Below are 16,681 nucleotides of genomic sequence, written 5' to 3' on the forward strand. Positions count from 1 at the left end.
TTACACCTCCTTCGGATTAGCCAGATAACCCGTGGTATCCCCGGTCGGGCGGCTATTGGCATTGGGTTTGATGACGATGCTCGGTTTGGTAAAGTGCGCACCAGGTAACGGCGCAACCGCAGCCAGGGTGCCGTGTTTTTTACGCAGTTCCTCTATCGGGCCGAAGTCCAACGCACGCAGCGGGCAGGATTCGACACAGATGGGTTTCTTACCCTCAGCAACGCGTTCATGACAGCCATCGCACTTGGTCATGTGTCCTTTGGCCGCATTGTATTGCGGTGCGCCATACGGGCAGGCCATGTGGCAATAGCGGCAGCCAATGCACACGTCCTCATCCACGACCACAAAACCATCTTCACGTTTGTGCATCGCGCCGCTTGGACAAACCTTGGTACAGGCCGGGTCTTCACAGTGGTTACACGCAATGGAGAGGTAGTAGGCAAAAACGTTCTGGTGCCAGACACCGTTATCTTCCTGCCAGTCACCGCCAGCGTATTCGTATATACGGCGGAAACTGACGTCCGGCGTTAAATTTTTGAAGTCTTTGCAGGCCAGTTCGCAAGTTTTGCAACCGGTGCAACGGCTGGAATCAATAAAAAATCCATACTGGGTTGTCATCGGTTACTCCTTACACCTTTTCAACCTGAACAAGGTTCGTATGTGATGGGTTCCCCTTAGCGAGAGGAGAAGGTCGCTGGGTCGTCAGCACGTTAATACAACCGCCCTGATCCACACGCTTCACATCCGGGTCATACCAGGCGCCCTCACCCAACGCTACAACGCCAGGCATCATACGCGGGGTAACTTTAGCCTCAATATGCACTTCACCACGGTCGTTAAAGATACGAACCTTGTCACCGTTGTTAATACCACGTCGCTGTGCATCCATCGGGTTAATCCACATTTCCTGGCGACAGGACGCTTTCAGAACGTCAACGTTGCCATAGGTCGAATGGACGCGAGATTTGTAGTGGAAACCCGTCAATTGCAGAGGGAATTTTTCCACCAGTGGATCGTTTAAGCTTTCAAAGCCCGGTGTATAAATCGGTAATGGATCGATCACATCGCCTTCCGGCAGTTCCCAGGTTGCGGCGATTTCTGCCAGCGCTTGAGAATAAATTTCAATCTTACCTGACGGCGTGGTCAGCGGATTGGCTTTGGGATCTTCACGAAACGCTTTATACGCCACGTGATGTCCTTCAGGATCACGCTGCTTGAAAATGCCCTGCTTACGGAACTCTTCAAATGTCGGCAGTTCCGGTATAGCCTTGCGCGACTGTTCATACAGATGACGCATCCACTCTTCCTGAGTACGGCCTTCCGTAAACTGTTGCTCGACGCCAAGGCGTTTTGCCAGCTCGCTTGTCATTTGGTAGATAGTCTTGCATTCAAAACGTGGCTTGATTGCTTGATCGGTGAAAATCACGTAGGACATATTCCCGCAAGATGCATCCAGTGCGAAGTCCATTTGCTCAGAAGCCGTGCAGTCTGGCAGCAGAATATCGGCATATTTCGCCGAGGAGGTCATATGACAGTCGATAACGACGATCATTTCGCACTTCTTATCATCCTGCAGGATTTCATGCGTGCGGTTGATATCAGAGTGCTGATTAATAAGACAGTTACCGGCATAGTTCCAGATCATCTTAATCGGAACGTCGAGCTTATCCTTACCACGAATACCGTCGCGCAGCGCCGTCATTTCCGGACCACGCTCAATGGCATCCGTCCACATAAACATTGAGATGCTGGTTTCAACAGGGTTTTCCAGCGTTGGCATACGCTCAAACGGCAAATCGTAGGATCCCTCGCGTGCACCGCTGTTGCCGCCGTTAATACCAACGTTGCCGGTCAGAATGGCCAACATCGAAATGGCACGGGTCGCAATCTCACCGTTGGCGTGACGCTGCGGCCCCCAGCCCTGGCTAATGTAGGCGGGTTTCGCACTACCAATTTCACGTGCCAACTTAACAATTCGCTCAGCAGGAATACCGGTTATCTGCGCAGCCCATTCCGGGGTCTTCGCGATACCGTCTTTACCCTGACCGAGAATATACGCCTTATAGTGACCGTTCTTCGGCGCACCCGCCGGGAGGGTTTTTTCGTCATAGCCCACGCAGTACTTATCGAGGAACGGTTGATCAACCATATTCTCGCTGATCAGCACATAGGCAATACCGTTAACCAGCGCGGCATCCGTACCCGGTCGAATGGGGATCCATTCATCTTCGCGTCCCGCACCGGTATCCGTGTAGCGGGGATCGATGATGATCATGCGGGCATTAGATTTCTGCCGCGCCTGTTCAAGGTAATAGGTCACCCCACCACCGCTCATACGAGTTTCGCCTGGGTTATTACCAAACAAGACAACGAGCTTACTGTTTTCAATGTCAGATGGGCTGTTACCATCTGCCCAGCCGCCATAGGTATAGTTCAGCCCTGCCGCGATTTGCGCAGAAGAATAATCCCCATAGTGGTTCAGGTAACCGCCGCAACAGTTCATTAAACGTGCCACCAGCGTTTTACCCGGTGGCCATGAGCGTGTCATCGTGCCGCCCAGCGTACCGGTCCCATAGTTAAGATAGATAGACTCGTTACCGTAGTCTTTAATCAGACGCTGCATATTGCTGGCGATGATATCGTAGGCTTCATCCCAACTGATGCGCTCAAATTTACCTTCTCCGCGTTTGCCGACACGCTTCATTGGGTATTTCAGACGATCGGGATTATAAACTCGACGGCGCATGGACCGACCACGCAGGCAGGCACGAACCTGATGCAAGCCGTCATAGTTATCATCGCCCGTGTTGTCGGTCTCGACATATTTGATTTCACCGTCTACGACATGCATACGTAGCGGACAGCGGCTACCGCAGTTTACCGTACACGCACTCCAGATCACTTTCTCATTGATCGGTGACGGGTTAATGGCATCTGCTGCATTGGCAATACGGGTAAATGGCAGGGTAAACGCGCTACTGGCTACTGCCAGTCCGCCTATCGCCGTCGTTTTTACCAAACTGCGACGACTCACCTCAGCTGCCAGCACGGCATCGGGGATCTTAGTTTTCATAGTGGCTCACTCTGCTGCTCACAATAAACAAAAAGGGAATGTTCGTTGTATAGTCGTTTATATATCGACATTATCGTTATACAGACCGTTATATAGCGAATTTATGCAAAGACAGAGATAAATACTGACTTTCATTCGAAGGTAGTATTACCACCAATGGAGTAAGGGTTATTGTCCGGCATCAAACGGGCGTAAAAAAAGCGCCCTGAGGCGCTTTTTTAGCAAGGAAAAATGACTTAACCGATGAATTCCAGGCCATTCATGTACGGACGTAATACTTCCGGTACCTGAATACGGCCATCAGCTTGCTGGTAGTTTTCCATAACGGCAACCAGCGTACGTCCCACTGCCAGACCAGAACCGTTCAGCGTATGCACTAAACGTGTTTTCTTGTCAGATTTGCTACGACAACGCGCCTGCATGCGGCGAGCCTGGAAATCCCACACGTTGGAGCAGGAGGAAATTTCACGATAGGTATTCTGTGCCGGGATCCACACTTCCAGATCGTAGGTTTTGCATGCGCCGAAGCCCATGTCACCAGTACACAGAATGATCTTACGGTACGGCAGACCCAGCAGCTGAAGGACTTTTTCAGCATGACCGGTCATCTCTTCCAGCGCGTCCATAGAATCTTCAGGACGAACAATCTGCACCATCTCAACTTTGTCGAACTGGTGCATACGGATCAGACCGCGGGTATCACGACCGTAAGAACCGGCTTCAGAACGGAAGCATGGCGTATGCGCAGTCATTTTGATTGGCAACGCGTCTTCGTCAATGATTTCATCGCGTACCAGGTTGGTCAGCGGAACTTCTGCCGTTGGGATCAGCGCATAGTTGCTGCTGTCGGCTTCTTCATCCAGCGGACGCGTATGGAACAGATCGCCAGCAAATTTCGGCAACTGACCGGTACCGTACAGCGTGTCATGGTTGACCAGATACGGAACGTAGTTTTCACTGTAGCCATGTTGTTCAGTATGCAGATCCAGCATGAACTGAGACAGCGCACGGTGCATACGTGCAATCTGCCCTTTCATGACAACAAAACGAGAGCCGGTCAGTTTAACCGCAGCGGCGAAATCAAGACCTGTGTGCATTTCACCCAGCGTAACGTGATCGCGCACTTCGAAATCGAACTCACGCGGGGTACCCCAGCGGCTAACTTCAACGTTGTCATTCTCATCTTTACCTACCGGAACCTCGTCCGCTGGCAGGTTAGGAATGGTCAGCGCAATGTCGCGGATCTCGGCCTGTAAGGTATCAAGTTCAGCTTTCGCGGCATCCAGCTCTTCGCCCAGTTTGTTCACTTCCAGACGTAAAGACTCGATATCTTCCCCGCGCGCTTTTGCCTGGCCGATGGATTTCGATCGAGAGTTACGCTCTGCCTGCAGGTTTTCAGTTTGTACCTGCAAAACTTTACGACGCTCTTCAAGAGCGCGCAGCTTATCTACATCCAGCTTAAAGCCCCGGCTTGCCAGTTTTTCTGCGACTGCGTCTGGCTCATTACGCAGCAGATTGGGATCGAGCATGCTTATCCTGTGCTTATCGAATTAAAATAGGAGAAAGTGACCACAGCCTGCGATCACAGGGATACATCGACAACATTACCGCAACGATAACACTAACGGTAGCGTTTTATAGGGCTATTTTGATCCTGTCCGGCGAGCCAGGCGAGCTTTTCGCCAATCTTGCCCTCAAGACCTCTGTTTGTCGGGTGATAATAGCGCGTTTGTGCCATTTCCTGCGGGAAGTATTCTTCGCCGGCAGCGTAGGCATTTGGCTCATCATGGGCGTAACGATATTCCTGGCCATAACCCATCTCTTTCATGAGCTTCGTCGGCGCGTTGCGCAAGTGCACCGGTACGTCGTAATCTGGGCGTTCACGGGCATCTGCCAGAGCGGCTTTAAAGGCGGTGTATACCGCATTACTTTTCGGCGCGCAGGCCAGATAGACAATCGCCTGAGCAATCGCTCGTTCACCTTCCGCAGGACCTACGCGGGTGAAACAATCCCATGCCGAAATGGCCACTTGCATAGCGCGAGGGTCGGCATTTCCCACATCTTCAGAGGCAATTGCCAAACAGCGCCGGGCAACGTAGAGCGGGTCACCGCCTGCGCTAATGATGCGGGCATACCAGTAAAGAGCCGCATCCGGTGCACTACCGCGGACCGACTTATGTAATGCTGAGATCAGGTCGTAAAAACGATCGCCTTTATTATCGAAACGCGCGCTACGTTCACCGGCAATCTCAGTCAGCAATGTAGCGTGTAAAACGCGTTTTCCGCTGTCATCCACTTCGGCCATGTCGGCCATCATTTCCAGCGTATTTAACGCCCGCCGCGCGTCACCGTTTACCAGTTCAGCAATCGCCCGACGCGTTTCGTCCGGCAAAACGATATCCTGACCGCCATAACCTCGCGCTTTATCTGACATCGCCTGATCCAACACCTGCTCGATATCTTCGGTGGTCAATGATTTCAGTAAATAAACGCGCGCCCGCGACAGTAGCGCCGAGTTCAGTTCAAATGAGGGATTTTCGGTGGTCGCCCCAATAAACGTAATCGTGCCATCTTCAATATGCGGAAGAAAAGCGTCCTGCTGGCTTTTATTAAAGCGGTGAACTTCGTCCACGAACAGTATTGTACGTCGGCCGGCATTACGGTTCTGACGTGCACGTTCAATCGCTTCGCGAATTTCCTTCACACCCGAGGTGACGGCTGAAATACGTTCAACATCAGCGTTCGCATAACGGGCAATTACTTCGGCAAGCGTGGTCTTTCCCGTTCCTGGCGGTCCCCATAAAATCATGGAGTGCAGGTGTCCGGCCTCGATGGCGCGCGGCAAGGGCTTACCCGCAGCCAGCAGATGTTGTTGGCCGATATACTGCGCTAAATTTTCTGGCCGCATACGCGCGGCCAGGGGTTGAAAAGTATTATCAGAAAAATCGAGCGACAGGTTGCCCACTCACGCGCCTCTACTTACGTTGATCGTCTACCGTTACGCCCTGTGGCGGGGTAAAGGTGAATTTTGATGGTTCGATCGCGCCGTTCTGCTGCGATTTCAACTGGTAGCTACTACGCTGATCGTCCTGTTCAACAGCACTAAACTGATGAATTGTTCCGTCGCGTCCAACATTGATGGTGAACTGCTTCAGGTTGCCGCTGCTGGTTTTAGGCGTCAGCACAAAATCATCGCCGTTTTGCTTAATATTGTACTGCTGCCAGTCGCTGGACTGGTTACGCGCAATCAGCATAAACGGCGTGTTACCTGTGGCATCTTTCAGCCAGGTCGCCGTCGCCTGCTCAACAAACGGGTTGAAGAACCACAGTGTTTTACCATCAGAGACCAGAATGCTTTCGTCAGGCTGTGTCATATGCCAGTTAAACAGATTTGGACGTTTAACCCATAAATCACCCTGGCCTTCCTGTACCGCTGCGCCGCTACCATCCGTTACTTTCTGGGTAAAACTGGCGTGGAAGCTGCTGACTTTATCCAGACGGCTTTTCAGGTCGCTGGCGGCGTCAGCCCAAACGCTGCTCACCACAAAGCCCGACAATAATGCACAGGTGATTGCGATTCTTTTCATCGTTATTCCTCAAAATACGTCACTCCCAACGGGGAGCTCCTTCTGCTATCCATTTCAGGCCAAAAATCAGCATGAGGAAAGTAGAAAATACTGAATTACTTAACTTTGCAATCAATCAAAGGGCGGTGGAGCCAGCACTTCACGATTGCCATTATGTCCCTGCTCGCTGACAATTCCCTGCGCTTCCATCTGTTCGATGATGCGCGCCGCACGGTTATAACCAATGCGGAACTGGCGCTGGACACCGGAGATGGAAGCTTTGCGTTTCTGGGTAACAAAATTCACCGCCTGATCGAACAACGGATCCAGCTCTTCCCCACCGTCAAAACCACCGCCACCACCTTCACTTTCGGTGTCCGAGGTAATGCCTTCCACATACTGCGGACGGCCACGCGCTTTCCAGTCTTGGACGACCGCGTGAACCTCCTCATCGCGCACAAAGGCACCATGTACACGCACCGGGATCGTTGAGTTTGGTGCAGAATAGAGCATATCGCCCATGCCCAACAGGGATTCAGCCCCCCCCTGATCAAGAATGGTGCGAGAGTCAATCTTACTCGAAACAGTAAACGCTATACGCGTTGGGATATTTGCTTTGATAAGCCCAGTGATAACGTCAACCGACGGACGCTGGGTTGCCAGCACCAGGTGGATACCTGCCGCACGCGCTTTTTGCGCCAGACGGGCAATCAGTTCTTCCACTTTTTTACCGACAGTCATCATCAGATCAGCAAATTCATCGACCAGAACCACAATATACGGCTCTTTTTTCAGCACCGGATGAGTGACATCCATGCTATCGCCAGGTTTCCAGTACGGATCCGGGATTGGACGTCCCATACGATCTGCTTCCGCAATCTTCTCGTTGTAGCCCGCAAGGTTACGCACGCCCAGCGCTGACATCAGCTTATAGCGGCGTTCCATTTCATTAACGCTCCAGCGCAAGGCATTGGCTGCGTCTTTCATATCCGTAACAACTTCAGTCAACAGATGCGGGATACCTTCATAAACCGACAGCTCGAGCATTTTCGGGTCGATCATGATAAAGCGAACATCTTCCGGCTGCGCTTTGTAGAGCATGCTGAGGATCATGGCGTTGACCCCAACAGACTTACCGGAACCCGTGGTACCTGCCACCAACAGATGCGGCATCTTCGCCAAATCAGCAGTAACCGGTTCGCCCGCAATGTCCTTGCCGAGAACAACAGTAAGCGGTGACGGATTATCACGGAATTTCGCGTTATCCAGTACTTCGCGCAAATAGACGGTCTGGCGTTTTTTGTTCGGTAACTCCAGTCCTACATACGGTTTACCCGGGATAACCTCCACCACACGAACTGCCGCGGTCGACAATGAACGCGCCAGGTCACGGGAGAGGTTAGAAATCCGCGCAGCTTTAACACCCGGCGCCAGATTCAGTTCAAAACGGGTAATCACCGGGCCCGGCGAATAGTTCACCACATCGGCTTTAATGCGAAAATCTGCTAAGCGCGCTTCCACCAGACGTGCCATTTGCTCCAGCGCGAACGTATCTATTGGCTCAACTTCCGCCGGTGGTGGGGTGAGCAGATCCAGCGATGGCAGCAGTGTCGTCGGACGCTGTACAGGGCGGCTGTCGCCATTACGCATCAATAACGGATGGATCAGGCTTTCCTGCGGCGGCGGTGTGACAGGCTGCGATGGTTGCTGATAGTGCTGCTGCGGTGCGACAGGCTGTGGCGGCTGCTGGTAATGCTGCTGCGATGCAACAGGCTGTGGCGGCTGCTGATAGTGCTGCTGCGGTGCAACAGGCTGTGGCGGCTGCTGGTAATGCTGCTGCGGTGCAACAGGCTGTGGCGGCTGCTGATAGTGCTGCTGCGGTGCAACAGGCTGTGGCGGCTGCTGGTAATGCTGCTGCGGTGCGACAGGCTGTGGCGACTGCTGGTAATGTTGCTGCGGTGCGACAGGCTGTTGATACTGTGGAGCAGGTTCCGGCATCACGCTTGGGGTAAACAACGGCTCATGCGGACCATCATCCACTAACGCTTTCATTGGTGAGAATTCAAAATCATCAAGCGAGAATGGATTCGCCCCGGCAGGCTGCGCGCCGGAATAACGTTGCTGCAGGGAAGAAGCAAACTGACGGGCCAGTTCAGCTTCTGCTGCTGAATCTTCATCATCAGCATGCGCAGTGTCATCCTGATACTCTTCGCCATAACGATGCTGCTGCGACTGGGCAAATTGACGCGCCAGTTCATCCTGCTGCATTGCATCAATTTCATCGTCACTGTATTGCGCATCCGTATCAAGCTGCTCTTCGCGCGCTTTCTCTTCAGCCATACGTTGTGAAGGCAACTTAATGCCATATGAAGCTAACTCTCGGCGTGTCGGGACACGCACACGATTTGGACGTGGCAGTTGCGGGCCTATTCCCTCTTTCACCTGCGGACGCGGCGCACCACTCCCTGCAAGACTAAATACCGGTGCGGCAACGGCTGCACCGGCACCCAATGCAGCGTTTTTCACCCCAGCAGCCAGCGGCGCTGCGGCAGCCGCAGACTCAACGGGTGGTATGGATGCTGTTGGCATAGACGGTGCAACGGGTTTCACCCGTTCTGGCTCTTGCACAGGTTCTGGAATCTGTTGATACCAGGCAGCTAGCTGCTCACGCTCACGCGCGCGTTTTTCTTCCACTTCTTCAAAATAGTAGAGCGGTGGACGCGCTGGCTTCACTTCTTCAACGACAGGTTCAGGCTCGGCAACCGGCGGCTGTTCGACAACAGGCTGCTGATGAACCACGGGTTGTTGCTGCACGATGTCTTGCTGATAGACAGGCTGCGGTTCAAGCGGCGCACTCTGCTGGTAAACCGGTTCTGGTTGCCAGGCGTGTTCCACCACCGGCTCAGGTGCTTGCCACGGCATCGTCGGCTGTTCATAGCCAGCGTCGGCAACTGGCGGTACAGAATATGGCATTGGCGGTTCAACCGGTGCAGGTTGCTGCCAGGGTTCATAAGGCTGAACCGGTGGCTGTGCGTACTGAACGGGCTGTGGGTAACCTTCCGGTACGGGCGCGATAACCGCTTCACCGGTTTGCGGAGCCGGTGCGGATTGCCATGCTACAGCAGGAACGGGTTGTTCTAAAACGGTTCCCGGTACTGACGCAGGTTGCAACAGCGGATCGACTGGCGCACTCCAGGCCTGCGTTGCCGCAGTGGCAGTGGCGGCCGCCGCCGCAGTGACCGGCTCAGTCACTGAATGGCCGTTTAATAGCGGGTCGAATTCATCGTATTCAGGCAGTGTGGCTCGGTTGCCAGAGAACAAGACATCGTTAGGATCGGCTACAACGCCACGCGCGCTGTACTCAATTTCTTCCTCATCATCCATGCGTTTGCCGGAGAACAACGCTGCATCAGTATGGCGGCCGAGTGGATTGGTGAACTTCTCTGCCAGCCGTTTACGGCGCGCTAACGCTCCGCGCAGAATACGTGCCCGTCGAGACTCGTGTGGGGTGCCATCAACGGCGTCGACAGACTCTTCATCATCTTCATATTCTTCGTCATCAACCCAGGTATCATCGCGACGAGTACGGTTGCTGGCAAATGTCAGGATATTCAGTAACCAGCCACCCAGTTTCTCGGCAATGCTCACCCATGACCAGCCAGTAAACAGCGTTAAACCCGCGGCCCAGATACATAACAGCGCAAGCGTACCACCACTGCTGTGCAACAAGGGTTGCAGCGTGGTACTGAGCAGACTGCCAATAACGCCGCCAGAGGCAAAATACCAGATGTCATCGGCATTGATTGCGGCAAGCCCGCAAGATGTGAGGATCAGCGCCAGAACGCCAATAATACGCAGCGATACAGCGAAGTAATCGACGTATTCGTCGCTGGCCTGATGTCGCCAGGCAAACCAGCAGCCGCCGACAATTATCACGGGGATGGTGTAAGCCATGACACCAAAAATAAAGAACAGCGTATCCGCCAGCCATGCTCCAGGTATTCCACCCAGATTATGGATAGGCTCGTGCCATGCGGTTTGCGACCAACTGGGGTCCGAAGGGTTAAAGCTGAGTAAGGCAGCCATCAACCAGACGGCAAAAAGGGCAATAAGGATCAGCAACGCTTCCAGAAGTCGGCGCCCGCTGCTTAACTTCGTCAATGTGACGTCTTTGTCTTCAGTGTATTCCTGGCTCAAAAACGGCTCTCCAGGTTTCAGGCTTTTCCTGCCCGATGCTAAAACGGACAACAGCACCGGGTTACCCCGGCACTGCTGCTGTATGGATTAACAGGAGTGTAATCAAACTGCGTCGATTTTGCACCTGTTCCGTGTTAGCGCGTCTTAATTACCAGACGATTGCTCTGTTTGACTTCTTCCATTACCACGTAAGTACGTGTGTCATTCACGCCAGGCAGACGCAGCAGGGTTTCCCCCAGCAGCTTACGGTATGCCGACATATCCGGTACGCGTGTTTTCAGCAGATAGTCGAAATCACCGGAAACCAAATGACACTCTTGAATTTCTTCAAGTTTTTGTACTGCAGAGTTAAATTGCTCAAACACATCCGGGGCGCCACGATTCAGAGTAATCTCAACAAAAACCAGAAGTGATGCATCCAGATAATGCGGGTTCAACAGTGCTGTATAGCCCTGAATAAAACCCTGTCTTTCCAACCGACGCACACGCTCAAGGCAGGGCGTTGGTGAAAGTCCCACTCGTTTTGAAAGCTCGACGTTAGAAATACGCCCATCCTTTTGCAGCTCATTAAGAATGTTACGATCGATACGGTCGAGATCTTTGCCAGGGCGCTTCTTACTATCTACCATTATTATTGTCTCTCTGTATTCCTTCCCTACTCCTGCCTGACTCTACTAACATCACTGTTCAGAGTCGCTACCCATCACAATAAACCGCAACCCAGAGGGATTTACGGTGCGCAATGCCTGGGTTTATGGTGAGAAGACCGTTGCCTGTCGGCGGCTATCGACATCACGAATGGCATCTGTCCACACCATGCGTAGATTTCACTAACCCGGTAAACATGGTATCTACATGCATGATTATGCAGCATATACATGACACAGTTTTTTTCTTCCTTGAATGTTTTCGCAAAACAGCAGGTGATTGTCAAAGCAAAACATCGATTTTTAGTACAACATGCCAGTTATTCATTGGGAGTGATGGAAAATCGTCATTTTATCACCTTATAACTGACCGATTTTAAGTAGAAATCATTATATTCCCGTCATAGTTCACGTTGTCTGTGCGTTGGCTTCACGCGTCCACTCAACTCGAAAGAGTTAGGGAAGCGTAGTACCATCAATTTTGCCCATCATCGGTTTCCGCTATTACACATATTGTTAACAAAATCGCCATACTCTTTTTTTACGTCTGCAAATTCCCTACAATCCTGCCCATTGCCTACCAACAACTATGGGGATCTCATGGGCACAACCAAACACAGTAAACTTCTTATTCTGGGTTCAGGCCCTGCGGGCTATACCGCCGCCGTCTACGCTGCGCGCGCAAACCTGCAGCCGGTGCTGATTACCGGTATGGAAAAAGGCGGTCAGCTGACCACGACAACAGAAGTGGAGAACTGGCCTGGCGATCCAAACGATCTCACTGGCCCGCTGCTGATGGAGCGCATGCACGAGCACGCAACGAAATTTGAAACTGAGATCATCTTCGATCACATCAGCAAGGTTGATCTGCAAAACCGCCCTTTCCGTCTCACCGGAGACAGCGGCGAATACACCTGTGACGCACTGATCATCGCCACTGGCGCTTCAGCACGCTATCTGGGCTTACCTTCAGAAGAAGCCTTTAAAGGCCGCGGCGTCTCCGCCTGTGCAACCTGCGATGGTTTCTTCTATCGTAACCAAAAAGTGGCGGTGATCGGCGGCGGCAACACCGCTGTGGAAGAAGCGTTGTACCTGGCGAATATCGCCGCCGAAGTTCACTTGATTCACCGCCGCGACAGTTTCCGTGCCGAGAAAATCCTCATCAAACGTTTGATGGATAAAGTTGAAAACGGCAACATCGTCCTGCACACACATCGCACACTGGAAGAAGTGACTGGCGATCAAATGGGTGTAACCGGATTGCGCCTGCGCGATACGCAAAACACTGACAACGTTGAATCTCTCGACGTCGCCGGATTGTTTGTCGCCATCGGCCACAGCCCGAACACGGCTATTTTCGATGGTCAACTTGAACTGGAAAACGGCTATATCAAAGTTCAGTCCGGTATTCACGGCAATGCGACACAAACCAGCATTCCAGGTGTGTTCGCTGCCGGTGACGTGATGGACCATATTTATCGTCAGGCGATTACCTCAGCTGGCACTGGTTGTATGGCTGCCCTGGATGCTGAACGTTATCTCGACGGTCTGGCTGACGCCTGCAAATAGTTTTTACAAATCAGTAACAAAAGTAAAAAAGGCGACTATAAGTCGCCTTTATTTTTGCCCCGTTGTAACATTGTCCTGCCCAAAAATTCCAATAACTCACCTGCTAAGCGTGCAATGAATAAAACCCGTCAAAAAGAGCTTACCCGCTGGTTAAAACAGCAAAGTGTCATTTCTCAACGCTGGCTGAATATTTCACGCCTGTTGGGGTTCGTGAGTGGCCTGTTAATTGTCGCTCAAGCCTGGCTCATGGCTCGAATTCTGCAGCACATGATCATGGAAAATATTCCCCGTGAAGCGCTGCTGTTCCCTTTTATCGTGCTGGTCTTGATTTTTATCCTGCGGGCGTGGGTTGTCTGGTTACGTGAGCGAATAGGGTTTCACGCGGGCCAACATATTCGCTTTGAGATTCGTCGCCAGGTTCTGGACCGTCTGCAACAGGCGGGGCCAGCATGGATACAGGGGAAGCCTGCCGGAAGCTGGGCCACGCTGATTCTGGAACAGATTGACGATATGCATGACTACTATGCGCGTTATTTGCCGCAAATGGCGCTTGCTGTATGCGTCCCGTTATTGATTGTGGCTGCCATTTTTCCGTCAAACTGGGTTGCAGCCCTTATCCTGCTGGGAACCGCACCACTGATCCCTCTGTTTATGGCGATGGTCGGTATGGGCGCTGCCGATGCCAACCGGCGTAACTTTCAGGCACTTGCCCGACTCAGCGGTCACTTCCTCGATCGCTTGCGCGGCATGGAGACACTGAGAATTTTTGGTCGCGGCGAAGCGGAGACGGAAAGCATCCGGGCAGCATCGCAGGATTTCCGTCAGCGCACGATGGAAGTGCTTCGCCTGGCATTCCTGTCTTCAGGCGTGCTGGAGTTTTTCACTTCGCTCTCCATTGCCCTGGTCGCCGTGTACTTCGGTTTTTCTTATCTCGGCGAGCTTGATTTCGGCCACTACGGAACCGGCGTCACGCTGGCGGCAGGTTTCCTGGCGCTGATTCTGGCACCGGAATTTTTCCAGCCGCTGCGCGATCTGGGGACGTTTTACCATGCCAAGGCGCAAGCGGTAGGCGCTGCCGATAGTCTGAAAACATTCATGGAAACCCCGCTCGCGCATCCTGAGCGTGGCGATATTGAGCTGGCGACCAAAGACGCGGTTTCAATTGAAGCCGAAGATCTGATCATCACCTCACCTGAAGGCAAAATTCTGGCTGGTCCGCTTAACTTCTCCCTACCAGCAGGCCAGCGCGCAGTGCTGGTTGGGCGTAGTGGTTCCGGTAAGAGCTCGTTGCTGAATGTCCTGTCCGGTTTTCTCTCGTATCAGGGCTCATTGCGTATTAATGGCTTTGAACTTCGTGACTTGTCGCCTGACGCCTGGCGTAAACAGCTTTCATGGGTTGGGCAAAACCCGCAGCTTCCGGCTGTTACATTGCGTGAAAATGTGCTGCTGGCATGCCCTGATGCCAGCGAAGAACAGCTACAGGCCGCGCTCGATAGCGCCTGGGTCAGTGAGTTTTTACCGCAGCTTCCTCAGGGTGTGGATACCCCTGTGGGCGACCAGGCAGGTCGACTTTCTGTCGGGCAAGCGCAGCGTGTTGCCGTTGCCCGTGCCTTACTCAACCCGTGCCAGTTACTGCTGCTCGACGAACCCGCAGCCAGTCTTGATGCGCACAGCGAACAACGTGTGATGCAGGCATTGAATGCGGCATCGCGCCGCCAGAGCACACTGATGGTTACGCACCAGCTGGAAGATCTTGCCGACTGGGACACTATCTGGGTCATGCAAGACGGTAAGATTGTCGAACAAGGTACCTATGCTCAACTTAGCGCAGCCAACGGGACTTTTGCGACATTACTGGCTCACCGTCAGGAGGACATCTAAATGCGCGCGTTGCTACCCTATCTGACACTGTATAAACGTCATAAATGGATGTTAACACTGGGGATTGTTCTGGCGATTGTTACATTATTGGCAAGCATTGGTTTACTGACGCTTTCAGGCTGGTTCCTGTCTGCTTCCGCCGTTGTCGGTGTCACCGGGATCTACAGTTTTAACTACATGCTCCCGGCGGCTGGCGTTCGCGGGGCGGCAATTACCCGAACCGCAGGTCGTTATTTTGAACGACTGGTCAGTCACGACGCGACGTTTCGTGTATTGCAACATTTGCGTATTTACACCTTCAGCAAATTGCTGCCACTCTCCCCTGCCGGGCTCGCCCGATACGGTCAGGGCGAACTGCTCAACCGCGTTGTGGCGGATGTCGACACGCTCGATCATCTCTATTTACGCGTGCTCTCCCCGCTGGTTGGTGCGTTTGTCGTTATTGTGGTGGTCACGCTAGGATTAAGCGTTCTCGATCTCACGCTCGCCATCACCCTTGGTGGCATTATGCTACTTACTCTGTTTATCTTGCCCCCGTTGTTTTACCAGGCAGGTAAAAGCACCGGGCAGAACCTGACTCATCTGCGCGGGCAATATCGTCAGCAGTTGACCTCCTGGTTACAGGGTCAGGCTGAGCTGACCATTTTTGGTGCCAGCGTTCGCTATCGCACGCAAATGGAAACCACCGAATTACAGTGGCACGAAGCTCAGCGTCGTCAGTCCGAATTAACGGCCTTGTCTCAGGCTGTCATGCTGCTGATTGGCGCTCTGGCTGTGGTGATGATGTTATGGATGGCTTCAGGTGGCGTAGGCGGAAACGCACAACCTGGTGCATTGATAGCGTTGTTTGTGTTCTGTGCGCTGGCCGCTTTCGAAGCGCTGGCCCCTGTTACCGGCGCATTTCAACATCTCGGCCAGGTGATTGCTTCAGCACTACGTATTACCGAACTGACAGAACAGAAACCGGAAGTCACCTTCCCGGATACGGAATCTACCGTTTCGGAACAAATTACTCTGACATTGCGTGAGGTGTCTTTCAGCTATCCCGGGCAAACACAAAAAGCTCTCGACACCCTTTCTTTGCTCGCTAAACCCGGTGAACACATTGCGATTCTGGGTCGGACAGGCTGTGGGAAATCAACGTTACTGCAATTATTGACCCGTGCATGGGATCCACAAAGCGGCGAAATTCTGATTAATGACCATCCGATTTCAACGCTGAACGAAGCCGCTTTGCGCCAATGCATCAGCGTCGTACCACAGCGAGTGCATCTGTTCAGTGCGACATTGCGCGATAACCTGCTTCTGGCTGCGCCGCACGCCAGCGATGAAGCGCTATCCGGGATGCTGTGCCGTGTCGGTCTGGAAAAACTGCTGGAAGGTGATGGACTCAATGCCTGGCTGGGTGAAGGCGGTCGTCAGCTTTCAGGCGGAGAGCTACGCCGTCTGGCTATCGCGCGCGCCTTGCTGCACGATGCGCCACTGATGCTTCTGGATGAACCTACTGAGGGTCTGGATGCGACAACGGAAAGCCAAATGCTTGAATTGATTAACGATGTGATGCGCAATAAAACCGTACTCATGGTCACACATCGCCTGCGCGGGCTGTCGCGATTTAATCAAATAATAGTGATGGACAACGGACACATAATTGAGCAAGGTAATCACGCAGATCTGTTAGCCAGGCAGGGGCGTTATTACCAGTTTAAGCAACGTCTGTAAGCTATTATTGAACGATCCAACTCGCG

At 52.7% G+C, this 16,681-nt stretch carries 10 protein-coding genes; 3 read left to right on the forward strand and 7 right to left on the reverse strand.

Annotated features, from left to right (window positions below):
- From ACLJXE_RS14540 to lrp, 7 genes are all read right to left on the reverse strand, one after another.
- On the reverse strand, window positions 1-618 hold the full coding sequence (locus ACLJXE_RS14540) for a DMSO/selenate family reductase complex B subunit (protein ID WP_005123570.1): 618 nt from the start codon (window positions 616-618) through the stop codon (window positions 1-3).
- Between the two features lie 10 nt (window positions 619-628).
- Entirely contained in the window at window positions 629-3,073 is a 2,445-nt protein-coding gene (dmsA, locus tag ACLJXE_RS14545; RefSeq protein WP_410751248.1) for a dimethylsulfoxide reductase subunit A, read from the reverse strand.
- A gap of 236 nt (window positions 3,074-3,309) precedes the next feature.
- Window positions 3,310-4,602 carry a serine--tRNA ligase gene (serS, locus tag ACLJXE_RS14550; protein WP_003836908.1) on the reverse strand — a complete coding sequence of 431 codons (1,293 nt, stop codon included), beginning with the start codon at window positions 4,600-4,602 and terminating at the stop codon, window positions 3,310-3,312.
- Between the two features lie 92 nt (window positions 4,603-4,694).
- A complete protein-coding gene (gene rarA, locus ACLJXE_RS14555) occupies window positions 4,695-6,038 on the reverse strand; it encodes a replication-associated recombination protein RarA (RefSeq protein WP_286628226.1) in 1,344 nt (447 codons plus the stop codon).
- A gap of 10 nt (window positions 6,039-6,048) precedes the next feature.
- Window positions 6,049-6,660: an outer membrane lipoprotein chaperone LolA gene (gene lolA / locus ACLJXE_RS14560; RefSeq protein WP_410751249.1), complete on the reverse strand. Its 612-nt coding sequence runs from the start codon at window positions 6,658-6,660 to the stop codon at window positions 6,049-6,051.
- Between the two features lie 111 nt (window positions 6,661-6,771).
- On the reverse strand, window positions 6,772-10,836 hold the full coding sequence (ftsK, locus tag ACLJXE_RS14565; RefSeq protein WP_410751250.1) for a DNA translocase FtsK: 4,065 nt from the start codon (window positions 10,834-10,836) through the stop codon (window positions 6,772-6,774).
- Between the two features lie 134 nt (window positions 10,837-10,970).
- A complete protein-coding gene (gene lrp, locus ACLJXE_RS14570; protein ID WP_002439523.1) occupies window positions 10,971-11,465 on the reverse strand; it encodes a leucine-responsive transcriptional regulator Lrp in 495 nt (164 codons plus the stop codon).
- Between the two features lie 618 nt (window positions 11,466-12,083).
- Between lrp and trxB the strand changes: the two genes are divergently transcribed.
- From trxB to cydC, 3 genes are all read left to right on the forward strand, one after another.
- Entirely contained in the window at window positions 12,084-13,052 is a 969-nt protein-coding gene (gene trxB / locus ACLJXE_RS14575) for a thioredoxin-disulfide reductase (RefSeq protein ID WP_286628228.1), read from the forward strand.
- A 114-nt stretch (window positions 13,053-13,166) separates the two neighbouring features.
- A complete protein-coding gene (gene cydD / locus ACLJXE_RS14580) occupies window positions 13,167-14,933 on the forward strand; it encodes a heme ABC transporter permease/ATP-binding protein CydD (RefSeq protein WP_410751251.1) in 1,767 nt (588 codons plus the stop codon).
- A complete protein-coding gene (gene cydC / locus ACLJXE_RS14585; protein WP_410751252.1) occupies window positions 14,934-16,655 on the forward strand; it encodes a heme ABC transporter ATP-binding protein/permease CydC in 1,722 nt (573 codons plus the stop codon).
- Window positions 16,656-16,681 lie beyond the last annotated feature (26 nt).

The organism is Citrobacter sp. U14242, assembly GCF_046555775.1.
GTDB lineage: Bacteria > Pseudomonadota > Gammaproteobacteria > Enterobacterales > Enterobacteriaceae > Citrobacter.